This window comes from Paenisporosarcina sp. FSL H8-0542, assembly GCF_038632915.1.
Classification (GTDB): domain Bacteria; phylum Bacillota; class Bacilli; order Bacillales_A; family Planococcaceae; genus Paenisporosarcina.
This window is the reverse complement of the sequence record NZ_CP152050.1, coordinates 943,340-967,937: the sequence shown is the minus strand read 5'-3', so window position 1 is coordinate 967,937 and position 24,598 is coordinate 943,340. Positions and strand designations below refer to the sequence as shown.

21 protein-coding genes, 1 tRNA gene, 1 other RNA gene and 1 pseudogene are annotated in these 24,598 nt (G+C 39.6%); 2 read left to right on the top strand and 22 right to left on the bottom strand.

The genetic code is table 11. The annotated features are described in order from the left end of the window. Nucleotides 1-5 precede the first annotated feature (5 nt). Complete coding sequence (locus MHH33_RS05160) at nt 6-1,508, bottom strand: hypothetical protein (protein ID WP_342543130.1); 1,503 nt, start codon at nt 1,506-1,508, stop codon at nt 6-8. A 180-nt stretch (nt 1,509-1,688) separates the two neighbouring features. Here MHH33_RS05160 and MHH33_RS05155 point away from each other — a divergent pair. After that, a pseudogene (locus tag MHH33_RS05155) lies at nt 1,689-2,981 on the top strand (transposase). Between the two features lie 500 nt (nt 2,982-3,481). Here MHH33_RS05155 and MHH33_RS05150 read toward each other — a convergent pair. The 14 genes from MHH33_RS05150 to clpP form a co-directional block, all read right to left on the bottom strand. Next, entirely contained in the window at nt 3,482-3,616 is a 135-nt protein-coding gene (locus MHH33_RS05150) for a hypothetical protein (protein WP_342543129.1), read from the bottom strand. A gap of 691 nt (nt 3,617-4,307) precedes the next feature. Further along, nucleotides 4,308-4,663, bottom strand: a transfer-messenger RNA (tmRNA) gene (ssrA, locus tag MHH33_RS05145). Nucleotides 4,664-4,785: 122 nt separating this feature from the next. Next, the gene (gene smpB / locus MHH33_RS05140; RefSeq protein ID WP_016429072.1) at nt 4,786-5,253 is read right to left on the bottom strand and encodes an SsrA-binding protein SmpB; all 468 of its coding nucleotides are present in this window, start codon (nt 5,251-5,253) and stop codon (nt 4,786-4,788) included. 251 nt (nt 5,254-5,504) lie between these two features. Further along, nucleotides 5,505-7,829 (bottom strand): ribonuclease R, encoded by a 2,325-nt coding sequence (gene rnr / locus MHH33_RS05135; protein ID WP_342543128.1) that lies wholly within the window; start codon nt 7,827-7,829, stop codon nt 5,505-5,507. A 43-nt stretch (nt 7,830-7,872) separates the two neighbouring features. Continuing rightward, complete coding sequence (locus tag MHH33_RS05130) at nt 7,873-8,619, bottom strand: carboxylesterase (RefSeq protein ID WP_342543127.1); 747 nt, start codon at nt 8,617-8,619, stop codon at nt 7,873-7,875. A gap of 149 nt (nt 8,620-8,768) precedes the next feature. Then, nucleotides 8,769-8,996 carry a preprotein translocase subunit SecG gene (gene secG, locus MHH33_RS05125; protein ID WP_016429075.1) on the bottom strand — a complete coding sequence of 76 codons (228 nt, stop codon included), beginning with the start codon at nt 8,994-8,996 and terminating at the stop codon, nt 8,769-8,771. Nucleotides 8,997-9,342: 346 nt separating this feature from the next. Then, complete coding sequence (gene eno / locus MHH33_RS05120) at nt 9,343-10,638, bottom strand: phosphopyruvate hydratase (RefSeq protein ID WP_016429076.1); 1,296 nt, start codon at nt 10,636-10,638, stop codon at nt 9,343-9,345. Between the two features lie 2 nt (nt 10,639-10,640). Next, entirely contained in the window at nt 10,641-12,185 is a 1,545-nt protein-coding gene (gene gpmI, locus MHH33_RS05115; protein ID WP_342543126.1) for a 2,3-bisphosphoglycerate-independent phosphoglycerate mutase, read from the bottom strand. Continuing rightward, nucleotides 12,178-12,939, bottom strand: coding sequence for a triose-phosphate isomerase (gene tpiA / locus MHH33_RS05110; protein ID WP_342543125.1), 762 nt, complete (start codon nt 12,937-12,939; stop codon nt 12,178-12,180). The genes gpmI and tpiA overlap by 8 nt, the downstream gene beginning before the upstream one ends. 12 nt (nt 12,940-12,951) lie before the next feature. Continuing rightward, a complete protein-coding gene (locus tag MHH33_RS05105) occupies nt 12,952-14,139 on the bottom strand; it encodes a phosphoglycerate kinase (RefSeq protein ID WP_342543124.1) in 1,188 nt (395 codons plus the stop codon). A gap of 124 nt (nt 14,140-14,263) precedes the next feature. Then, nucleotides 14,264-15,271, bottom strand: coding sequence for a type I glyceraldehyde-3-phosphate dehydrogenase (gene gap / locus MHH33_RS05100; RefSeq protein WP_016429080.1), 1,008 nt, complete (start codon nt 15,269-15,271; stop codon nt 14,264-14,266). 12 nt (nt 15,272-15,283) lie between these two features. Beyond that, nucleotides 15,284-16,321: a sugar-binding domain-containing protein gene (locus MHH33_RS05095; RefSeq protein ID WP_342543123.1), complete on the bottom strand. Its 1,038-nt coding sequence runs from the start codon at nt 16,319-16,321 to the stop codon at nt 15,284-15,286. A 583-nt stretch (nt 16,322-16,904) separates the two neighbouring features. Beyond that, nucleotides 16,905-17,138 (bottom strand): glutaredoxin family protein, encoded by a 234-nt coding sequence (locus MHH33_RS05090; RefSeq protein ID WP_342543122.1) that lies wholly within the window; start codon nt 17,136-17,138, stop codon nt 16,905-16,907. A gap of 291 nt (nt 17,139-17,429) precedes the next feature. After that, nucleotides 17,430-18,026, bottom strand: coding sequence for an ATP-dependent Clp endopeptidase proteolytic subunit ClpP (clpP, locus tag MHH33_RS05085; RefSeq protein WP_016429083.1), 597 nt, complete (start codon nt 18,024-18,026; stop codon nt 17,430-17,432). 169 nt (nt 18,027-18,195) lie between these two features. Here clpP and MHH33_RS05080 point away from each other — a divergent pair. Continuing rightward, a tRNA-Arg gene (locus MHH33_RS05080) sits at nt 18,196-18,267 on the top strand. A 177-nt stretch (nt 18,268-18,444) separates the two neighbouring features. Here the strand turns inward: MHH33_RS05080 and MHH33_RS05075 are convergent. From MHH33_RS05075 to trxB, 7 genes are all read right to left on the bottom strand, one after another. Next, nucleotides 18,445-19,233 (bottom strand): N-acetylmuramoyl-L-alanine amidase, encoded by a 789-nt coding sequence (locus MHH33_RS05075; RefSeq protein WP_342543121.1) that lies wholly within the window; start codon nt 19,231-19,233, stop codon nt 18,445-18,447. Between the two features lie 270 nt (nt 19,234-19,503). Then, entirely contained in the window at nt 19,504-19,761 is a 258-nt protein-coding gene (locus MHH33_RS05070) for an HPr family phosphocarrier protein (RefSeq protein WP_016429085.1), read from the bottom strand. 75 nt (nt 19,762-19,836) lie between these two features. Beyond that, nucleotides 19,837-20,793, bottom strand: a complete 957-nt coding sequence (whiA, locus tag MHH33_RS05065) for a DNA-binding protein WhiA (protein WP_016429086.1) — start codon at nt 20,791-20,793, stop codon at nt 19,837-19,839. Nucleotides 20,794-20,819: 26 nt separating this feature from the next. Beyond that, nucleotides 20,820-21,812, bottom strand: a complete 993-nt coding sequence (locus MHH33_RS05060; protein ID WP_342543120.1) for a YvcK family protein — start codon at nt 21,810-21,812, stop codon at nt 20,820-20,822. A 4-nt stretch (nt 21,813-21,816) separates the two neighbouring features. Further along, nucleotides 21,817-22,701: an RNase adapter RapZ gene (gene rapZ, locus MHH33_RS05055; RefSeq protein ID WP_036660187.1), complete on the bottom strand. Its 885-nt coding sequence runs from the start codon at nt 22,699-22,701 to the stop codon at nt 21,817-21,819. After that, the gene (locus tag MHH33_RS05050) at nt 22,701-23,177 is read right to left on the bottom strand and encodes an 8-oxo-dGTP diphosphatase (RefSeq protein WP_342543119.1); all 477 of its coding nucleotides are present in this window, start codon (nt 23,175-23,177) and stop codon (nt 22,701-22,703) included. The genes rapZ and MHH33_RS05050 overlap by 1 nt, the downstream gene beginning before the upstream one ends. Before the next feature lie 423 nt (nt 23,178-23,600). Beyond that, complete coding sequence (gene trxB / locus MHH33_RS05045; protein ID WP_342543118.1) at nt 23,601-24,551, bottom strand: thioredoxin-disulfide reductase; 951 nt, start codon at nt 24,549-24,551, stop codon at nt 23,601-23,603. Between the last annotated feature and the right edge of the window lie 47 nt (nt 24,552-24,598).

Below are 24,598 nucleotides of genomic sequence, written 5' to 3'. Positions count from 1 at the left end.
ATAATTTACCTCAACTTTTCTAATTCATTTATTATTGGCTCAGGAACATAAACACTTTGTTTTCGAATTAAACTTAACAAGAATTTTTTATGCTGATATTCGCTTTTTTGTAATTCACTTTCTAATTTTTTCATCAAGCTTCTACTATAAACTTTTTTAGGATACTTCTTTGCAGCAATAAAAATATGTAAAATAATATCCCAATTAATCTTAGTTAAAACTTCTTGTAGCGGATCTCGCAACTCCAATTTCCAAAGTCTGGGTAATGATAAAATTGCTGGTGCTTGTATATTATGATCCCCACCATATTTATAGGGATAGCAAATTTCAGTTGTATTATGTAAGTTAAAAGGTAAATTGGTAGATATCTCTATCGAATCACTATAAATAGTTTTTGAGTTCAATAAATAATTTTCATCACTAATAGTAAAGTGCTTAGAATAGGGAGTATTATTAACAATTTTCTCTTTTTTTCGAATTGTATAAACCTCTGATACTCCGGCTTCAACTGTTAACCTATAATCTCCGGAAGAAACTAGCTTTAGAGAGATAATCCCCTCTTCAGAAAGACGAAACCTTTTTAGTTCTCCTAGAGGCGACACAATACAAATCATTGGATTTGCGATCTGAATCCCCTTAGTTGTACAAAGAAGCTCACATTCATCACTTAACACTTCGTATGTTGACCCTATTTTCTTAAACCTTATAGGCTTTATTAAATCAAGATAACTTGTGGCTGGTAATACTGTGTAATGTAATTCTTTATTGAACCAATTTTGAAGATTTTCATCTAAAATTTCTGGCATAACCAAATCATATAAATATATCCGATTTATTTTCGTTGATGAAATCACTTCAATATTTTTTGGAATATTTCTCAAAGAATATTTAGACATAATAAAAAATCGTCCTTCTAATGTTAGTTGACGATAATGAATTGATCGATATTCACCTTGTATGTTTTTGAACAATAAAGCACCATTTCTAAATGGCTCATATTTACCTGAAATGTGTAAATTTAACATTTTTTCGTATTTTGGATTATCACAAGAAAATGTATATAACTCATTTAACGGAACTTCTTTTAAACATTCATTTATCGAAAACAGTAGACTCTTATTGTTCAAGGTTAAATTATCAAACTCATCACAATAATAGTTAAAATAAAGGTCATCATAAATAACTCTAGATGTAAATTTGGCTTCAATAAATGGAAAACGAAGCGAAAAATTATATGAACTGTTATTTGGTGTCACCACCAGTCGAACTTGTTGATTTGCAAGTTCCTCTTGTTCAAAATGATTAAATGTAGATAAAGTAAATGAGTAAAGTTCACATGCTTGTTTAATTGCTTTCGGCACATCTTTCGTATGCCGAAAATGTGGTTTGTTAGATTTCCCTGGAAAAAAATTAAGTCTACCTCTACATACAGGACACTCATAATCTCCACGTTTAAAAGCCTCGGACGATGATATTAATTTATTTTCACTTGTGTAAGCATATTCCATTTTCTACACCTCAATTGAATTAAACACTTGAAAATCTAGTTTATATATACATCTGAGTTAATTTCATAATTCAGAGCCCTTGCGGCTCTAAGAATAAAATGACAAGAAAATAGAGCACCTCCCCAAATCCTGTATAATGTAAGTCACCACAACACACAAACACAGGAGGGAAAATGCTCTATACCTATTATAAGACAAGATTGCCTGTTTGACATGCAGGAATTATTCGAAATGGAACCTACCCATCGATTAATGCGATATTTTCTACGTTAGAACTTGCGCCATTGCTGCTCATCTTCGACAAAAAGACCCGAAGAGGTGCTCCAAGAGAACTTAATTACGGTGCCATGATTTACTCATTGATCGCTCGTGTGGTGGAGCGCATTCCAACTATTAAGTTATTGGTTAAACGATTAAAAAACGATCCATTTTTGCGATTCGATTGTGTTTTTCTATTGTCTGACGACGTCCCTTCCGAAGCTTCTTACTCAAGGATGATTTCGACTATCAGTGAAACGGATGCGATTTCGAAAGTGCAAGATGTTCTCATCGCTCAAGCCATCCAAGAAGGCTACATAACAGAAGAATCTCTAGCAATAGATGCCACTCATTTCGAAGCACGCGATAAACCTGAAGCGTCAGAGAAGAAGGGAAAATCAGCGCCTAAAAAGCGTGGACGAAAGTCTAAGAACGAGCGCGCTGAATGGCTAGAAGCCAAACAAAAACTTGAAGAAGAAAAAACAATCTATGAAAAAGAAATTGTTCATCAATTGAATGAATCAGAAGAGACACTCGTGAATGAGATGCCACTTGCCCCAAAATGGGGGCGTCAAGAAAAATAGTAATGGAAGTTTTGGTTTGGTTACAAGGGCCATTTGGCCGTTAGTACCGAGAGTCAGTATATCGTCAGAAGTTTAATGAGTTCAGGTAGCTTGAATGATGGGAAAGCTGCCATCCCACTTTTGAAACAAATCCAGCAAACGATGCCTGGTCTATTTAAGGCTGTCCTCATGGATAAGGGATATGATTATACACCCATTTATCAACAATTACGTAGCATGAATCTTCACGCAGTCATTGCTTACAACCCACGAAATGAGGGCGAGATAATCGGTTTTGATGAACACTTTGCACCTACTTGTGTGCGAGAACATTCGTATCGTTACGATAGTTATGATACGAAATATGAAACCTTGAAATATTCTCGTCCCAAAGAATGTGCAACCTGTCCGTTAAAGGATGACTCATTGTGTCAAAAAAATTTAAAAATCAAAAGGAGTCTTAGACCTTCGTAAATATACTTCCATAGCGAGAGGCTAATTAAAATGGACCCTTACTATAAACAACGTGCGCCATCGTACTGGTAAAAAAGCGAAGATCCATTTTCAATTCGTTACACTAATTTACAACGCATCACGACTAGCAATCGATCGATTTAAATCAGCCAAGCAGACGTTTTTAACAGCAGCCTAATTTTAAAAAACAGAAAAAATGGTTAGAAACGTAGTCAACACTTTTTTAAAAGTATGATTTATGAAATTGACTCATCTAATTCTATTTTACCAAATCCCCCTACTTATTTCTTATATATTTGTTACTTTTTGCTATGTTGATTTTTATATTTAGGAACTTATATTCTAGATAATAAATAAAGATTGCAATCATTTAAACTGGTCTTACTTTGGACTATTCATCAATTTTTTTGTTCTGAAAGTGTTAACCTCTAACTCATATAAATAAACATCAAATAAATTAAAGGATTCTCTTAAAAGTTGGATGTAATGTAGATGCATTAATCGTTTCACGTGACATTGAAGAAAGAGGAAGTGTATCGAACCCATGCTGCTTCTTCAACTTCATAAAGTAGCTTATGTCCTGCCCGCCCACGGTAAACCAGGGTAGACTAGAGTGGGACTGATTTAATTCTTTTAAATCTAATGCAGATGCTATTTCATTTGCGATGTTATTACTGCTTAGTTCTTTGTATGTTTGATCTTTAGGCTTTGCCTTTTCATCTGCTGACGTTTTTTACCATCAAAGTATGATTGTATGGTAAACGTTTCTTTTCCACATTTCAAATAATCAATTAAATTTAGAAACTGTTCCATTTTCATTTCCTCCTGTAAAAAGAGGACACTTTCATATATATATATAATAGGAGAATGTCCTTTTTTATTGCTTCTATGTTTTGATTCCGCATCACTTTTCACGAAAAATTTCCCATAGGTATCACGTAGCACCCCTGTAATGCCGCTTCAACAAGCAATTTTCTAGGCACTGGGGGGGTATATCAAAATATTCCTGATAAACCTTTGATTTTTATTCGTAATGTGTGTAATGAGAGATTGACTAGCTATACCGTATGAATATGTGTTCAAAGGCTATAGTTTTTTAGCAGCCTATTGATTATTTAGCAGAGTTAAATATTTTTTATCCCTCACTTCGTATCCCACATTCATGTAAAAACATTATTATTTAAAACAAAAAGAAAGCAGCTATTAACAATTTACTTGTTCACAACTGCTTTTATAAGGTTGTGTTCAATCGAACCGGGTGTAGGTTTAAAAGAATTTCAGGTTCGTTTAGGACACTATGATGTAAAAACAACAATGGATATTTACACACATGTTACACAGAAAGCAAAAGATGAAGCAATTTTAAAGTACTCAAGCTATTTGAACATGTAGTGTTTTTGACTACGTTCCGTTGATACTCATTGAAACTAGATGAAATAGACAAAAAGAAAAAACCCTTGAATACCAAGGGTTTTGACGCTGTATGAAATCATATGATTTCGTAGTATGGAGACGGCGGGAATCGAACCCGCGTCCAGAAACTCCAACACTTAAGCTTCTACGCGTGTATCTTGCCTATTGAGGTTTCGCGCAGCATTATGCCGACAAGCGGGCGTCTTGTGCGCTAACTTGAAATTCTCTTCTCGGCGGCTCAAGTCGCACCGACGATCGTATCCCACTAAGAGTGAGCTCGTACAGGACCACATGGGCGATGGTCAAGACAAGCAACATTGTCAGCTTACGCTGCGAATGCTAGGTTTTGGTTTTTGCCAGTTATTATAAAATGACGTTGATACGGAGCCGATCCCTCCGACGCGCAACTTAAGCTCAGACCATCCCTGTCGAATCCGTAACGTCCCCTTATAGGATAATCATAAAGTCTTTTAACTCTTTATGATAAGGGATGTTCGGGTGAACAAAAAGTTCAGCTGGCAAAGCTGTAAATCTATTATAAGGCAAAATTGGTCAAACTTCAAGTACCATCAATCTTGATTGCGGGATTTGAATGCACGTTCAATGTCTCGCTTCGCTTCTTTCTTCTTGAGATCATCGCGTTTATCGTAATTCTTTTTCCCTTTACCCATGCCGATTAACACTTTGGCAAAGCCATCCTTCATGTACATTTTGATGGGAATGATTGAATAGCCATCTTGTTTTGAAAGACCGATCAATTCACTTATTTGTTTTTTATGCAGTAACAGTTTCCTAGAACGCAAAGGTTCATGGTTGAATCGGTTTCCTTGTTCATATGGGCTGATGTGCATATTCGAAATCCATGCTTCATTGTTGCGAATGCGGACGAATGCATCCTTCAGCTGAACTTTCCCGTTACGGACTGATTTGATTTCCGTACCTTGAAGCACAATTCCTGCTTCAATTGTTTCATCAATAAAATAATCGTGATTGGCTTTCTTATTCTGCGCAACCACTTTCCCAGTTCCTTTTGGCATCTGTCTACACCTCGCTGTCAAGAAAAGCGCAAAGCACCACTCTAGCCTACACCATCGCCTGAAGTTACCGAATCGAAGTGCATTCGTTTCGATAGTAAGACTAAAGTCACCGCGTCCTGCGGTAACGCCTTCATAACCCACATCCTGTGGGCCCAAGCTTTGGCGTAGGCTGGCGCTTGGAGCTAGACATAACATAATTTTATAGTTTATTAGCTTTGTGGAAAAGAGCGGCTAACCACCGCTCCTATTACTTACTTTTTCTTACGCTTACGACTGCTTTTATTTTTCTTGGCAATGTCTTCATAAAACTTTTTCTTTTGATTCACGCCTTTTTTTGGTCCTGGCGATGATTTATCAGCAGAAGATTTACCTCTTCCTGCTCCTTCTTTTCGTTTCGCATGAATGACTTTCGGCGTTTCCTTGCGAGGAGGACGGTTGAAAGTTTTGACCATACCGACAATTTCAAAGTCGATGGCAGACTCTTCAGGTTTAACAGATGTCACACGAACCGTAACTTCATCCCCGATTCGGAATTGTTTTCCTGCTCTTTCACCAATCATCATCATCTGACGATCATCAAATCGATAATAGTCATCTGTCATATTACTTACATGCACGAGTCCTTCAATTGTATTCTGAAGTTCGATAAACATACCAAAGTTTGTTACAGAGCTGACGATTCCTTCAAACTCTTCACCAATTTTATCTGCCATGTATTGTGCTTTCTTCAATGATTCTGTGTCTCGCTCTGCATCCACCGCACGGCGTTCACGTCCAGAAGTGTGGTCAGCGATTTCATCCATCACTGCACCCCAATGGGCAACTGTCGGTTTTGAAACATCTCCATTAATTAAATACGTTCGAATTAATCGGTGAACGATTAAATCCGGATAACGGCGAATCGGTGATGTGAAATGCGTATAGTAGTCCGTCGATAATCCGAAATGTCCTAAACTTTCAGCATGATACTTTGCTTGTTGCATGGAACGTAACATCATCGTTGAAATAACCGGTTCTTCTGGTAGTCCTTCGATTGACTCTACGATTTCCTGCAACGCACGTGGATGAATTTCATTACCCGAACCTTTTACCACGATACCGAAATTTGTAATGAATTCGAAGAAACGTTGAAGCTTTTCAGGTTTTGGATCTTCGTGAATACGGTAAATGAACGGTACATCCATCCAGTGGAAATGCTCTGCAACTGTTTCGTTCGCAGCTAACATGAATTCTTCAATCAAGCGCTCAGCGATCGTACGTTCACGAATGACAACATCTGTTGGCCATCCATCTTCGTCCACCAAAATTTTTGATTCTTTGAAGTCGAAATCAATCGCACCGCGGTCTGCACGTTTTTGACGTAAAACTTCAGCCAGTTCTGCCATTAATTCGAACATAGGAACCAAATCACGGTAGCGTTCGATTAGTGCTTCATCTTTTTCTTCGACAATCTTGAAAACATCCGTGTATGTCATACGTTCCGTTGTTTTGATGACACTTTGGAAGATTTCATGTGATACGACTTTCCCACTGCCATCAATCACCATTTCACATGATAATGTCAAACGGTCCACTTTTGGATTTAATGAACAAATTCCGTTAGAAAGACGATGTGGAAGCATTGGGATTACACGGTCAGTCAAATAGACACTCGTTGCGCGTTCATACGCTTCGGTATCCATTGGAGAACCATCAGTTACATAGTGACTAACGTCTGCAATGTGAACTCCGAGTTTGTATGTCCCATCTGCATTCTTCGTGACTGTAACGGCGTCATCCAAGTCTTTTGCATCTGCACCATCAATCGTCACGATAACTTCATTTCGAAGATCACGTCGACCTTCCAAGTCCGCTTCAGTGATTTCATCAGGCACTGCATTAGCTTGATCCAATACTGGTTTCGGGAATTCCGTTTCGATTCCATGCTTATGGATGATGGATAAAATATCTACACCAGGATCATTTTTATGTCCAAGAATTTGTGTAACCATACCCGTTGCTGATTTACGACCTTCTGGCCATCCAGTAATTTCTACAACTACTTTATGTCCTTCCATCGCTCCAAGTGTATCTTCTTTCGCAATGAAAATATCCATTGAGATTTTTTTATCGTCCGGAAGTACAAAGCCGAAGCCTTTATTATCTTGGAACTGTCCGACCACTTTCGTGATGCCACGTTCTGTAATTTTGGTAATCGAGCCTTCACGTCTATCGCCTGAGCTTGAGCTTGAAACACGAACTAAAACGCTATCTCCATTCATTGCTCCATTAATTTCTGTTGGTGGAATGAAAATATCATCCATACCTTCTTCTTCCGGTGAAACAAATCCAAATCCTCGTGGATGTCCAATGAACTTCCCTTTTAATAAATTCATTTGTTGCGGGAGTCCATAACGGTTCGATCTTGAGCGGATGACATCGCCTTGTGTTTCTAATCGGGCAAGCGTCTTCACTAATTCCTTAAATTCCTCGGAATACTCCAGCTCAAGCTTTGATTCTAATTCCTGAACGGTCATTGGTTTATAATCTTCTTCTCGTAATATCGCGAATAATTGTTCTTCTAAAGATTGTTCCATGATTCATCCCTCCTTCTATAAGCGTGTGCGTGCATGGCAATTTTTACACATGCCAGTCAAGTGATTGTAAAAATTCTAAAATATCTTCGTGCAATTGCTCTTTTTCCTTATCAAGTGTAATTACATGGCCTGATTGTTCGTACCATTTAATCTGCTTTTCAAATGATTCCGCCTGATTATATATAATATTAGCCGAGTCCACATCAATAACACTATCTTGACGGCCTTGCACAACAAAAAGTGGTGCATAGACATGATCCACATGATCACGAACGTTATATACGAGTTTTCGTAATTCAGGTAGTGAATCCATCGAAGTCTTTTGAAGTGCTTCTACTTCTTCTTCGATAAGTGATGTGTCTTTTCCTTCATAGCGCTTATAATCCCTCGCATATTTCAATACACCTTCATACATGAGTTCAGTAGTCTTCATGGACATTGGCGCACACATCGTCACGATACCCTTTACAGGAACGGTATACCCTAATTTCAGTGAAAAAACACCACCTAATGATAAACCTGCCACAGCTATTTCTTCGTATCCAGCAGCCTTCAATTGATCATAGCCACGCATGACATCTTTCCACCAATCAGCAGGTCCACTTTGAATCAATTCTTCCGGTGGAACACCATGCCCTTTATAATGAGGAGCCAATGATGTGTAACCATTCTTTTCTAAAAAACGGCCAAGCATGCGTACATCTGATGAGTTCCCAGTAAATCCATGCAACAATAATACGGCTCTTTTACCCGCTTCAAAAAAGAACGGTTTGGGTTGCGCAATTCGCATTAAAAAAACCTCTCCTTTACAAAACACATCATTCAATCAGTATGTATCTAAATAATGTTTTTAATTATGTCATCCAACTTTTCCCATCAATTCATGGAATAAGAAAACGCCTAACCAGTTCAGTCGGTCAGGCGGTTCGTATGTGTTGATTATAATTTTGTTACGGCAATTGCCAAAATAAAAAATAATACTGCTAATACAATCGTTACACGGTGCAAGACAAGATCAATACCTCTTGCTTTTTGCTTACCGAAAAGTTGCTCAGCTCCGCCAGAGATGGCACCTGATAAACCTGCACTTTTCCCTGATTGTAACAACACAACAACGATTAATGCTAGCGAAACGATGACGAGTAAAGTCAGTAAAAACGCATGCATTTGTTCCACCTCCGATCAGAAACATCACAACAATAACTATTTTACCAAATAATAGAGATAAGCACAATATGTTAAGAGAAATAGAATAAGAATTCTGTCAGATTATTAGATAATATGATAGAATCTTGCAGAAATATAGCACTTATATAGTTTGACTCCATAGTTTGCTGGAGAGATTCGAAAAATAACCTATCGCATAATGGACTGAATCTAATTCCAGGATGGCGCATTAAGTTAGTCAGAGAATAGAAATTGCTAGCGCAAATGTACGTTAAACACCTATTTCTTTAAAAAATCCAAAATAAAAAAAGCCGCACATCTTTTAAAAAGGTGTGCGGCTTTCCAATTATTTTTTCAAGTTATAAAACGTTTTTAGTCCTAAATATTTTGCAGTGTCATACAATTGATCTTCAATACGAAGTAATTGGTTGTATTTTGCCACACGGTCAGAACGTGATGGTGCACCCGTTTTGATTTGGCCTGCATTTGTTGCTACAGCAATGTCAGCAATCGTTGCATCTTCAGATTCACCTGAACGATGTGAAATTACAGTAGTATAGCCAGCGCGTTTCGCCATTTCGATTGCATCGAATGTTTCAGTCAATGTACCGATTTGGTTAACTTTGATTAAGATCGAGTTGCCAACACCTTCTTCGATTCCTCGTGAAAGTTTCGTTGTGTTCGTTACAAACAAATCGTCTCCTACTAATTGAACGCGGTCGCCCAAACGCTCTGTCAGTAATTTATGACCAGCCCAGTCGTTTTCGTCCAAACCATCTTCGATTGAAACGATTGGGTATTTATTGCAAAGCTCTTCATACCAAGCAACCATTTCCTCAGATGTTTTCACGATGCCTTCACCAGCCAAGTGGTATTTACCGTCTTCTTTATTAAAGAACTCAGAAGAAGCTACGTCCATTGCAAGCAAGACTTCTTCACCAGGTTTGTAACCTGCTTTTTCAATAGCAGTCAAGATTGTTGTAAGAGCTTCTTCATTAGAAGCTAAGTTCGGTGCAAATCCACCTTCATCACCAACTGCAGTGTTCAATCCTTTTTCATGTAGCACGGATTTCAGGCTATGGAAAATTTCAGCACCCATACGTAGTGCATGACGGAAAGATTCTGCTCCAACAGGCATAACCATGAATTCCTGGATATCAACATTGTTATCTGCGTGTGCTCCACCGTTAAGGATGTTCATCATCGGAACTGGAAGTTGCTTCGCGTTGAATCCACCCAAGTATTGATAAAGTGGAATATCCAAGTAATCTGCAGCAGCATGAGCAGCAGCAATTGATACACCAAGAATTGCGTTAGCGCCAAGTTTTCCTTTATTGTCAGTACCATCTAATTCAATCATCGCCTGATCGATCGATACTTGATCCAAAACAGAGAAGTTTTCTTCGATTTCAGCTGCAATGATATCGTTAACGTTTTCAACAGCTTTTAACACACCTTTACCAAGGTAGCGACCTTTGTCTCCATCACGAAGTTCAACGGCTTCATGTTCACCAGTGGAAGCACCAGAAGGTACGATTGCACGGCCGAATGCGCCGCTTTCCGTGAATACTTCTACTTCGATTGTGGGATTACCACGTGAATCCAATACTTCGCGAGCTTGTACTTGTGTAATAATTGGCATGTTTAAATCTCCTCAGCTTTCACTAATGTTTCACCTGTCATTTCAGGTGGTTGATTAATTCCTAATAAGTGTAACATGGTTGGCGCCAAATCGGCTAAAATGCCATCTTCTCGTAATGCAACGCCTGATTTCGTGACGATGACCGGCACTGGATTTGTCGTGTGTGCAGTCATCGGTGTTCCTTCGACCGTTAAGACCTCGTCAGAATTCCCATGATCTGCTGTGATAATGGCCGCTCCACCTTTAGCTAGCAAGGCATCCACAATTCGACCTAAACATTCGTCAACCACTTCGATTGCACGAATCGTCGGTTCGAGCATGCCACTATGCCCCACCATATCTGGATTGGCAAAGTTTAGTATGATTCCATCAAAACGATCGGAGTCAATGGCCTGCAATAATGCATCCGTCACTTCATAAGCGCTCATTTCTGGTTGTAAATCGTATGTCGCCACTTTCGGTGAATTGATGAGGATTCGTTCTTCACCAGGGAACCGTTCTTCCCGTCCGCCACTCATAAAGAAAGTTACATGTGGATATTTTTCTGTTTCAGCAATGCGTAATTGTGTTTTTCCATTTGCTGAAAGAACTTCTCCAACCGTGTTCAGTAAGTTATCACTTTCGTAAGCAACTGTAGCCACAACTTCATCACTGTAAGCAGTAAAAGTCACAAACTTCAAATCTGTTGGATGCTTCACGCTTAAAGGAAATGTTGTTTCACATCTTGGATTGGTAAAAACAGACGATAATTGAATCGCACGGTCAGGTCTGAAATTGAAGAAAATGACCGCGTCCTGTGAATCAATCGTTGCAACTGGTTGTCCATGATCTTCAATAACAGTCGGCAATACAAACTCATCCACGACGTTACTGTCGTAGGATGCCTGTACTCCCGCCAAAGCTGACACAGCTGTTTCACCTACACCATCGACGAGCGCACGATATGTTTTCTCTACTCGCTCCCAGCGACGATCGCGGTCCATTGCAAAATAACGTCCACTTATGGTTGCGAACTTACCGATTCCGATTTCCGCCATTTGACGCTCGGTTTTTTCAATATAGTTGATGGCTGTTGTAGGTCCGACATCTCGCCCATCGAGGAATCCATGTACAAAAACTTCATCCAGTCCATTATTCTTCGCCACCACTAACAGAGCAAACAAATGTTCATAATGTGAATGGACGCCTCCATCCGATAATAAGCCCATCAAATGTAATTTTGAGCCATGTACTTTAACGTGTTCAATGGCATCTAAAAATGCAGCGTTGTCAAAGAAATCACCATCGGAAATCGATTTATGGATACGGGTCAAGTTTTGATAAACAATCCGTCCTGCTCCAATATTTAGATGCCCAACTTCTGAATTACCCATTTGACCTTCAGGAAGTCCCACTGAATTTCCTGCCGCAATCAACGATGCATGGGGATATTGATTCCAATAGCGGTCAAAATTCGGCTTTTTCGCTTGTGCTACTGCATTGCCAAAAACTTCATTACGTAGTGCAAACCCGTCAAGAATAATCAAGGCAACTGGTGATTTAGACATTGGCACCAGCCTCCAACAATTTCAGGAAAGAAGAAGGCTGTAAGCTTGCCCCACCTACTAGAGCTCCATCAATATGCTCCATTCTTAACAATTCATCAATATTTTCAGGTTTTACAGAGCCACCGTACTGGATGCGAAGAGCTTCTGCTACCGATTGTCCATATAATGACTCCACTTTCGCACGGATGGCGCCACATACTTCATTTGCGTTTTCAGATGTCGCAGTTTTGCCTGTACCAATTGCCCAGATTGGCTCATACGCGATGACGGACTGTTTCACTTGTTCTTCCGTTAAATCTGCAAGCGCTTTCTCTACTTGGCCTTCAACCTTAGATGTGGTGTTTCCAGCTTCACGCTCTTCGAGTGTTTCACCTACACAAATAATTGGCGTTAAAGAATGGACAAAAGCTGCATGTGCTTTCTTATTCACCGCTTCGTCTGTTTCGTTGAAGTATTCACGGCGTTCTGAATGTCCTAAAATAACATAGTCAACACCTAAATCCGCTAATTGGACAGGACTGACTTCTCCTGTAAAAGCGCCTTCTGTTTCAAAGTGCATCGTTTGTGCGCCTACATGTACGTTAGAATCCGATACGATTTGTTTCAATGACTCCAGAAAAAGAGCAGGTGCACAAATAACCGTATCCACTTTCACAGAATCCGGAGCCAACCCTTTTACTTCTTCTGCAAATTGTTTTGCTTCAGATAACGTTTTATACATTTTCCAGTTGCCAGCAATAATGGGTTTTCTCATACGAATTCCTCCTTAGTTTTGATCGTTCAGAGCTATGACTCCAGGTAAGTCTTTACCTTCCATGAACTCTAATGAAGCTCCGCCACCAGTCGAAATGTGATCCATTTTTTCTGCAACATCGAATTTTTCAACAGCTGCGGCTGAATCGCCGCCACCGATTACTGTATAACCCTGTGTTTCGGCCATAGCATTTGCAACACCTTTCGTGCCTTCCGCAAATGGTGCCATTTCAAATACGCCCATTGGTCCATTCCAAATAATCAGTTTCGAATTGGCAATAACATCCGCATATTGAGCCGTTGTTTTTGGTCCGATATCAAGACCCATCCAATCAGAAGGAATCGAATCGATTGCGACAACTTTTGTTTCGGCATCTTTTGAAAATTCATTTGCAACGACAACGTCTATCGGCAAGAATAAATTCACGCCTTTTTCTTTCGCTTTATCGATAAATGATTTGGCTAAATCAATTTTGTCTTCTTCAAGCAAAGATTTCCCAATATCATTGCCTTGTGCTTTAGAAAATGTATAAGATAAGCCTCCACCGATAATAAGGTTGTCCACTTTATCCAATAAATGATCAATTACACCGATTTTATCTTTTACTTTTGCCCCACCAATAATCGCTGTAAATGGTCGGTCGGGTTCCGATAATGCTTTACCTAGTACATCCAATTCTTTTTCCATCAACAAACCAGAAACTGCTGGAAGGTGCTTAGCAATACCTTCTGTTGAAGCATGAGCGCGGTGCGCAGCTCCAAAAGCATCGTTTACAAACACATCTGCAAGCTTCGCGAATTGCTCAGCCAATTGTTGATCATTTTTTTCTTCACCCTTATGGAAACGGACATTTTCAAGCAATACAATGTCTTCGTCTTCCATTCCGGCAATTGCTTCTTCAACCGACGCGCCGACTGACTCGTCCAGTTTTTGAACAGGTTTATGTAATAGCTCACTTAAATGTTTACCGACTTCAGTCAAGCGTAACTCTTCAGTGACTTCTCCTTTTGGACGGCCCATATGGCTCGCCAAAATTACTTTCGCACCCTTTTCCATCAATTGTTGAATCGTTGGAAGTGCTGCACGTATGCGTGTATCATCAGTAATTTTGCCATCTTCCATCGGGACGTTGAAATCCACCCGGCAAAATACGCGTTTTCCTGCTAATTCGAGCTGTTGCATTGTCTGTTTTTGTTTCATGAAGAATCTCCTCCTCCAAAAATTAAAAAAATAAGGAACGGAGGGTACCTCCGTTCCTTTTACCCTACTTTATTATAGAGGTTAATGACAATATTCGCTACTATAGCTCAAGAACTTAAACGCCTTATAAACCTTTGCTAGCCATGTGTAATGCAAGGTCGATACAACGAGTAGAGTAGCCTGTTTCGTTATCATACCAAGACAATACTTTTACCATGTTTTTCTCAAGAACCATTGTAGACAATCCATCAACAGTTGATGAAGCAGCGTTACCGTTATAGTCACGAGATACTAATGGTAACTCGTTATATTCTAGGTAACCCTTAAGTTCATTATCAGAAGCAGTTTTAAGTGCTGAGTTTACTTCTTCAGTCGTTACATCTTTTTCAAGCTCAACTACTAAATCAACAAGTGATACGTTTGGTGTAGGTACGCGAACAGCCATACCATCTAATTTGCCTTTTAATTCAGGAAGAACTAGTGATACTGCAGCTGCAGCACCTGTTGAAGTTGGAATCATTGATTCAGCAGCTGCACGTGCGCGACGGTAGTCTTCATGTGGTAAATCTAAAATACGTTGATCATTTGTATAAGAATGAATTGTTGTCATCATCCCACGTTTGATACCAAAGCTTTCATGAAGTACTTTTGCCACTGGTGCCAAACTGTTTGTAGTACATGAAGCATTTGATACGACATTATCCGAATCCGCGTTATATGACTCGTGGTTAACTCCCATAACGAATGTCGGCATACTTCCTTTACCAGGAGAAGAAACGATAACTTTTTTCGCACCCGCTTCGATATGTTTGCCTGCAGTTTTTTCATCACGGAAGATTCCTGTTGATTCGATTACGATATCGATTTCAAGGTCTTTCCAAGGCAATACCGATGGGTCTTTTTCTGCATACACACGTACTTGTTTACCATTGACGATTAAGTATTCACCTTCAGAAGAAACATCAGCATCAAAAACACCGTGAATTGAATCGTATTTCAGTAAATGAGCTAACATCGCTGCATCAGTTAAGTCGTTAATTGCTACTACTTCCACTCCATCACGTTGTAATGCCTCGCGGAATACCACTCGCCCAATACGTCCAAATCCGTTAATCGCTAATTTTAAAGTCATTTATAGTTCCTCCTAATTTTCATTACTCATAAGTTGAGTTAATTTCTTCGCTGCACCTTCATCCGTAATCAATACGGTCTGATTTGGTGCATGTTTTAAATATGAAAGCATGGCAGAAGCTTTTGATGCTCCACCAGCTACTGCTAGTAAATGCTTCACTTGATTCAGTTGTTTTAATTGTATTCCAACTGTCCGAATCCGATGGACTGCTTTGCCTTGCTCATTGAAATAGTATCCAAACGCTTCTCCCACAGCCTGTTTCCCTGAAATGATATCCAGTTCCTCAAGGCTTGAGTTGCGTCGTTTAGCCATTTCTTTTGCATCACCGATACCATGAATGACAATGTTCGTGTGATCATATAAGTCCATCATTTCCTTAATGACAGGCTCTTTTATCATGGTCTTATATGCAGCTTCACTTAAATGATCAGGTAAGTATAGTGTTCTGGAAGTACCACTAGCTTGTGCGGCAAATGCAGATGCAATATGATTCGCTTGCAGTTCCACATTTTCCCCGATTCCTCCCCGCGCTGCCACAAACACTAGATTCTTTGGTTTGATGTGCACCGACAAGTGATTTGTAATGGCAGCAATCGTACTTCCGCCCGTTACAGCTACAATATCACGCTCTTTCGATAATTGCTCCAGTTGCTTTGCAGCTTCCTGACCAATCAATGACTTCGCTTGACTTTCTTTTTCGCTATCTCCAGGTACGATGATTACGCGACTTAACTTGAAACTCTTTTCAAGTTGTTTTTCCAGTTCACTTAATCCAGACCATTCGTGAACTAAATTTTTCAAGCTATCTAAAACATCTTTACCTTCATGTGTAATTTCCATTCCATTTGCAAGCACATGTATTAATCCTTGTGCCCGTAAAATGTCAAGCTCTCTTCTTGTCTCCCGTTCGGTTGAATGAACGATTTCACTGAGGGCTCTGCGACCAATTCCAGCAGTTAGCTGGATGGTCATCAATAAACGATATCTTTTTTGGAGAAGCGCAGTCATTTCCGGTAACAATTTTTGTTGTGCTCCAAGTAATTGATTCATTGCATTCTCCTTCTGAAAAGTGGTTGGACGTTTTTTGTCCCACTACATTATTTTATGTCCCACCTTAATATTAATATACTCCTTTTCTAAAAAAAGAGCAAATAAAAAAGACGTTTACGATGTAAACGCCTCAGCTTGTTGACAAAAGAATATTAATCAATATAAAAGTATAAAAATTCGCATTCTTATCTTTTGCACTCTATCGAAAAATTTTATGGTCGGCTATTTCTTTCGCTTTCCACGGACGAAACGCTAGCCTCCTCGGCTCAGCTGTCTATGACAGTTGAGCCTGTGGGGTCTAGCTTATTTCGTTTTTCCGCAGGAGTCTTCAGAAATAGCCGACCGTCTTACTACTAAAATAATATGAAGAGACACGCAAACAGAAGCGAAATCCGTTGATTGGAGTGGAGGCGGCGACTTCAGCGGGAATAGCACGAGCTGAAGACCCCGCAGGAACGTAGTGACGAGGAGACTGAAGTCGTGCCCGCGAAACGCGTCCGCCGCAATGGAAATCAACATTTTCTTGTTCAATAGTATACAGTTATATTCTCTCATTTTTTTGTTTGTCTACAGCCTGAGACGTTTACGATGTAAACGCCTCTAATAACGTAGGATAATCAATCCGTCCTTCCTGAATGACCACTCCGTTGCTTTCGATTACTGGAATGCGGAGTAAGTACTTTTCATGGATGTCATCATTGTCTTCAATATTGATTTCTTCTATATGTAATTCAACATCTTCTTTTACAAGTTGCAGCATCATTCGTGCGTCTTCACACAAAGGACAGTTCGGGCGAGAATAAAATTGTACGTTCATTATCCATCTTCCTTTCACGTCTTTAACATCTTGATATCCAGAATTGTACTCTATTTTTCGCAATTGCACGTCATAAATTCATAAAAAAACAAGTGGCTGTCTTAAGCCGCTTGCTGTACCCTCATTTAAAAACCATGACCAGCGCCACCGCCACTACTGCCTTCCTTGATTAGCCTTACCGGCTCGTGCTTTTAAGCTATCCGGAAATGCACTCTTTCGTTACAGTATCCTTTAACATAGCCATAAACAAAAAAGCTACAATGACTTAAAAAGTCACTGTAGCTTTGGTTATTATGATTTTTTCAATTCACTGCGAGAAATAATGTGATCAACAAGACCATAGTCTTTTGCACGCTCAGCTGTCATGAAGTTATCGCGGTCCGTATCTTTTGCGATGACATCAATCGGTTGACCTGTACGTTCTGACAAGATACCGTTTAATTTTTCACGCAAGAATAAAATACGTTTTGCAGCGATTTCAATTTCAGTCGCTTGCCCTTGTGCTCCACCAAGTGGTTGATGAATCATGACTTCAGCATTCGGTAAAGCATAACGTTTACCTTTTGTTCCAGCCGCAAGCAAGAATGCGCCCATTGAAGCTGCCATCCCGATACAAATTGTTTGCACGTCCGGTTTGATGAAATGCATTGTGTCAAAAATCGCCATACCCGCCGTGATACTTCCACCTGGACTGTTGATGTAAATAGAAATATCTTTTTCTGGATCTTCAGCTTCTAGGAAAAGTAATTGTGCCACGATGGAGTTTGCAACATTATCGTCAATGCCGCTTCCAAGCATAATCACTCGGTCTTTTAATAAACGTGAGTAGATGTCATAAGCGCGCTCTCCGCGGCTTGTTTGTTCAATAACTGTAGGAATTAAATTCATGGAAATGCCCCCTTCAAGCTTATAATAATTTTCGTACATCCCGAGTATCATCTATTGTACTCGGTTGTTCCTTTATAATATACAAGTTGGTCAAGGAAGGTCAAATATTATGCACAAAAAAGTACAGTTGAAATGTTTGCCTTCTATTTGTATAATAGGTAAGTCACTTGCCCTCGTGGTGCAATGGATAACACGTAAGATTCCGGTTCTTGAGATGGGGGTTCGATTCCCTCCGAGGGCGTCAAAAGGTAAACCGACCCAAACGTTAGAAGGCGTATGGGTCGGTTTTTTTATTTATATTCATTCAGACAATGGATTACTTTAACTTCCACAAAGAATGGAAATCTGCGAGTAACAACCTTTTTTGCATCAGTGGCTTTCATTACAAAATCTTCACCCATTCAAAACCGTGAATTTTTTATATTTTATCCAAGAACAACCGTTTTAACACAATTGCAGTTAAGCCAATCGCTTCAGATTCTGTCAAGCTTCCCTCCTCAGCCTTTTTCTCCCAATGATTGGATTCAATTACGCCTTGTTCACGCGCCTTGGTCAACATATTTTTAAATTCATTATTTAATGATAATGAACCTGTATTGAAAAACTTCGCTTCCTCCTTTCCTGAAGAATCTATAACTTCTTTCATTTTCAGTCCGAAACTCCACGCGATACCTTGAGCGATTGCTACACCGTGTGCATTCAAATAGTTGTCATCACGCATTTTTATGATATCCGTGAGACTATCCATAAAACCACCTTCTACTAGTACTGCTGGCATAACTGTCTCCCGCAATTCATGAAAGTTGGCAGATTTCACACCGCGATCCCTCAACCCCATCGCTTTCACTACTTTCGGATGAATGGAATTGGCCAGTTTGAGTGAAGATGGATTATTGTTTGCCGGCTCCATTACGTAGGTTTCGATTCCTCCATGATTTCCCCATTGCCCTCCAAGAGCATTATGGTGACAGCTGATGTACATATCAGCTTTCCAAGCATTTGCCATATCAGTGCGAGACGCTAAGGGTATATCCGTTTTTCCGCTGGGATCGTCGACCCGCATTTGTAGAACACCTTCATATTTATCCAGATGTGCCATGCCTGACAGAACCACTTTGTTATTGAATGTCCATTCTTTTTCATCATTTGGCGACCGTTTCCCTGCAGTAGTCAATCCATGTCCTGCAGACCATGCTATTTTAATCATTTCTATTTCCCCCTTTCCTATTAAGATTTTTATCCCATTTTTTAATAACATTCGAAAAAACCATGAATAGTCATCGTCGCTTTTATGCCCCTATTATTTAAAATTAAATAGTATTGTAGCTATAACCCATAGTATTCTCGTAAATCTATTGGGACTGAGTCATTTACTAGATTTATCGAAAAGTAGCAATAGTTATTAAGTGAAACATTGTGAACTTGATGAATTTTGTCCATAAAAAAACCTTCGACAGATCGTCGAAGGTTTTTGATTTTAATTTTCTTTTTGAATCATGGCGATTAGTCCTTCAACCGCCTGTTCTTCATCTGATCCTTCAGCACTGATTGTAACTGATGATCCTTTGCTGATGGCTAGGCTCATTATGCCCATAATACTTTTTGCATTTACTTTTTTATCGTCTTTTTGCAGATATACATCTGCTTGGTAACGATTTGCTTCTTGCACAAAAAGAGCAGCCTGTCTTGCCTGTAATCCTGATTTCAATTCAACTTGTACTTGATTTTCCGTCATTAGTTCATGCCCCCCCAAATCTCTGTCCGTTCATGTATTGTTTTTTATGTTAGCTGAAATGAGTCATTCTCACAACTATCTTTTCACTTTATCGAACGCAACTCCACCGCGAAGTCCATCAGCAATTTCATCAAGCTTACGTAATCGGTGATTAATGCCTGATTTACTGATTGTACCTGTTGAAACCATCTCGCCAAGTTCTTTCAGCGTGACATCTGTGTACTCTACACGCAATCTAGCTACTTCCCTCAGCTTTTCAGGCAATTGATCAATTCCCATGACATTATCAATATAACGAATATTTTCCACTTGTCGTATGGATGCGCCAATTGTTTTATTGAGATTGGCAGTTTCACAATTGACGAGCCGATTTACGCTATTTCGCATATCGCGGACAATGCGGACATCTTCAAATTTCAATAATGCGTGATGAGCTCCGGTAATACTTAAAAAATCCGATATTTTTTCAGCTTCTTTTAAATAGGTCACAAACCCTTTTTTACGTTCAATTGTTTTAGCATTCAATCCAAAGCCATTCATTAAATTAACAAGTGCATCACTATGGTCTTTATATAGCGAATAAACTTCCAAATGGTATGCAGAGGTTTCCGGATTATTGACTGAGCCACCAGCCAGGAATGCACCACGCAAATACGCCCGCTTGCAACAATTCTTTTTAACCAGTTCAGCTGAAATTGTATGATTGAACTGAAAGTCTTCTGTAATGATTTTCAAATCTTCCAGCAAAGCTTTTGACCCATCTCGCACCCGACAAATATATACATTGTTTTTTTTCAAGCGCATCTTTTTTCGTACCAATAGTTCTACTTGGTACGGGTACAATTCTTTCATCAATGTATATAAACGTCTGGCAATCGCTGCATTCTCGGTTTGTACATCCAAACTCAAACTTCGGTTCGCAAATGAAAGCGCACCATTCATGCGGATGAGTGCAGATAGTTCTGCTTTCGCGCAACAAGGTGTTATGTCAGCCTGCGTCATTTCTTTTTTTGTTTCAGATGCAAATGACATATATATTTCCCCCTTTCGAGCGAAAGTTAGATAAATGATTGCTTGATTGCATTTTCCTTATCTTCCGCATAATGGACCAGCCATTCCGCAACTTTGGTTGCGTCATGACGAATGGCTCCATCCTGGATGGTCGCAATATCTTTTTTGACCACTGTTATTCCTAATTGATTTAATCTTGATTCGTCATAACTCACCGGCATAGACTGTTCTTGTGCATAAATTTCTTGAACGGATAATGGAACTTCATCCGTGTTAAGTAAAATCGTCTGAATAAACGGCGCACCCATATGCAACATCAATGCACGGACATGATCAGCCGCTGAATAGTTCAATGTCTCTCCAGCTTGTGTCATCAAGTTGCAAATGTATACGTTTGGTGCCTTCGATTCGAGTATTGCTTTTTGAATTCCTTGAACCAATAAATTGGGCAAAATACTAGTATATAAACTTCCTGGTCCAAATACGAGTAAATCAGCTTTGCAAATTGCTTTAATCGTATCTGGAAGCGGTTCCACATCATTGGGTGTCAGAAAGACACGATGAATGCGTTGATTGTATGTAGGAATCTTTGATTCTCCCGTAACAATGGTCCCGTCGTCCAGTTCTGCATGAAGGGTGATTGTCTGATTCGCAGCTGGCAATACAGTACCATGAACATTTAATACGCGACTCATTTCCCGAATCGCATGCGAAAAGTCACCAGTTATATCTGTCAACGCTGTTAACATTAAATTACCTAGTGAATGTCCACCTAAATCATCAGATTGACTGAAACGATATTGGAACATTTCTTCAACTAAAGGCTCTACATCTGATAATGCAGCCATTACTTTTCGAATATCTCCCGGAGGCGGAATATCGTAATCGTCGCGGAGTCTGCCTGAGCTGCCTCCATCATCTGCAACTGTAACAATTGCAGTGATATCGACCGGGAATTTCTTTAATCCTCGCAACAACGTGGATAGACCCGTCCCCCCGCCGATTATGACGATTCGTTTCCGGCGTTTGGAACGTGCCATTCCATCAGCCCTTTCTATGTTTAATATCGCGATGCGTAATTACAGTTTGATAATCTTGTTGGAACAATTTCGCATAGTATTCCGTAAGGGTTACGGAACGGTGTTGCCCACCGGTACAACCAAATGCAATGACGAGCTGGCGTTTTCCTTCTCGTTTATATTGAGGAATCATGTAAGTCAGTAAATCAGTCAGTTTTTCAATTAATATTTGGGTTTCCGGCCATTTCAACACATAACCAGATACATCAGAATCCAAGCCGGTTTTCGGACGCAAATCTTCTATATAATAAGGATTTGGCAAGAATCGTACATCAAATACTAAATCCGCATCAATCGGTAAGCCGTGTTTAAAACCGAATGACATGACGTTTACAGTAAATGTAGAGCTTCCTATTGAAGAAAACTCTTCTTGTATTTTTTCACGAAGATCTTTCGGTTTCAGGGTTGAGGTGTTGTAAATGAATTGAGCTCTTCCTTTCAACTCAGAAAGCAACAAACGTTCTTTTGCAATCCCCTCTAAAGGTAAGCCTTCAGGAGCGAGCGGATGTGAACGCCGTGTTTCTTTATAGCGTCTGACCAGAGTTTCATCGTCCGCTTCCAGGAATAAAATTTTTGGTGTACATAAATTCCCTTGCGCCATTTCATCGAGAGCACCAATCAACGAATCGAATAAATCTCCGCCACGCATATCCATTACCGCAGCAATCCGATTCATGTCTTTTCCTGATTCCTTCATTAATTTTAAAAACGTCATTAATAAAGCTGGTGGCAAGTTATCGATACAGAAAAACCCTAGATCTTCGAAACTTTGAATGGCAACTGTTTTCCCTGCGCCAGACATGCCGGTAATGATGACCAATTCCGAATCCTGAGTTTGTTTTGATTCCATCATTGCTTCTCTCCCTCATATGACGCTTGTATATCTTGTTTAATCAAATCAAAATCATGGGTGTAAACAAATGTCCCGTATTGAACCCCTTGTCCTGATACAGCAAATTGTAAGTTCGTACGATCTCCTTCTGCCATTGGCAAATGTGCCAAGGCTTCCACAGGATGCCACTCCAAAATTCCTTCTTTTGTTACTTCAAATGGAATACCTTCTAAATCATGCGACACAAATGTAAAGAGCATCCACTCATTTTCGATCTGCTGTTCGTCTTGTACGATCATCGTATAAACGCCTTTTAAATGAGGTTTGACAGGTACGGTGTTGGTTTCCTCTTGAAATTCACGAATGGCCGCGCTGTAAATGGACTCGCCTGCTTCCATTTTCCCGCCAGGGGCTACATACCAATTTCTACGTGGTTTTTTCAATAAAAGAACCTGTTGTTCTTTCAAAACAATTAAATTTGCTATACGCTGCACATTCGACACTCCACATCCAAATAAACTCACTTATTCTATTATACAACTTTGAAGGATGGCATATCAAAAAGTATGCAAAAAAGAAAAGCGTAAAGCTCGTCTAGTGACCGGAATGACATCATGGCAAGTTGTTTTCAAGAGTTTTGACCATTGTTATTGAATATCTGACCATTCAGAACCGTTATTGACCACTCAAAGACGTTTTCTGACCGGTTAACTTGATTTTCCGTCCAGCTCGAAGCAATTTCTGTCCATACACTTTCAAACACCTTTCCAAACGGCAAAAAAAGAGGCTGTTTCATCGATTTGCACCGAGAAACAGCCTTTCAAAATGTTGCTATAAAAAGGGGGTCAATTTACTATCCTTAATATACACCTTTATTGTTGCAAGGGTATTACAGATGGATTAAAGAATGATTAAAATTAAGCCTTAATGCTTAATTTTTCGTGTAATTCTTCGATATAATGCTGTGCAGCCTGTGCAGCGATACTGCCATCACCTGTTGCCGTTACAATTTGACGCAACGTTTTTTCACGTACATCTCCGGCAGCAAAGATACCAGGGATACTCGTTTCCATTTGTTCGTTTGTTAAGATATACCCCATTTCGTTCAGGATACCTAATTTAGCAAATGGTTTTGTCAATGGAAGCATTCCGATGTAAATAAATACACCGTTTGCTTTAAATTCCTGTTCCGAATCATCTACTGTTGATGCCAATGTCACGCTTCCGACTTTGCCATTTTCATCGTTAATCGATTTCACAGTATGGTTCCAGATGAAGTCGATTTTTTCATTTGCAAACGCACGTTCTTGCAGGATTTTTTGTGCACGAAGTTCATCACGACGGTGAACAATCGTTACTTTGCTAGCAAAACGTGTTAAATACACTCCTTCTTCCACAGCAGAATCTCCGCCTCCTACAACGACTAATTCTTTATTTCTAAAGAATGCGCCATCGCAGACCGCACAGTAACTTACTCCACGTCCACCCAGTTCAGTTTCGCCTGGAATTCCCATTTTCTTATATTCAGCACCGGTTGTGATGATGATTGAACGGGCTTTATATTCTTTCCCACCCGCTTTAATTGTCTTGAATGCTTCACCATCAGTGATTTCCTGTACATCTCCGTATGCGTACTCCGCACCGAATTTTTTGGCATGTTCAAACATTTTCGTTGAAAGTTCCGGTCCTAAAATATGTTCGAAACCGGGATAGTTTTCAACTTCCTCAGTATTTGCCATTTGGCCACCTGGAATGCCACGTTCAATCATTAAAGTCGATAAATTTCCTCGTGATGTATATACAGCTGCTGTCATACCTGCAGGACCAGCCCCGATAATCACAACATCATAAATTTTTTCTTCAGTCATTAAAAATACCTCCTAAATCCTTCTATCACAAATCGTATAAGATTCAT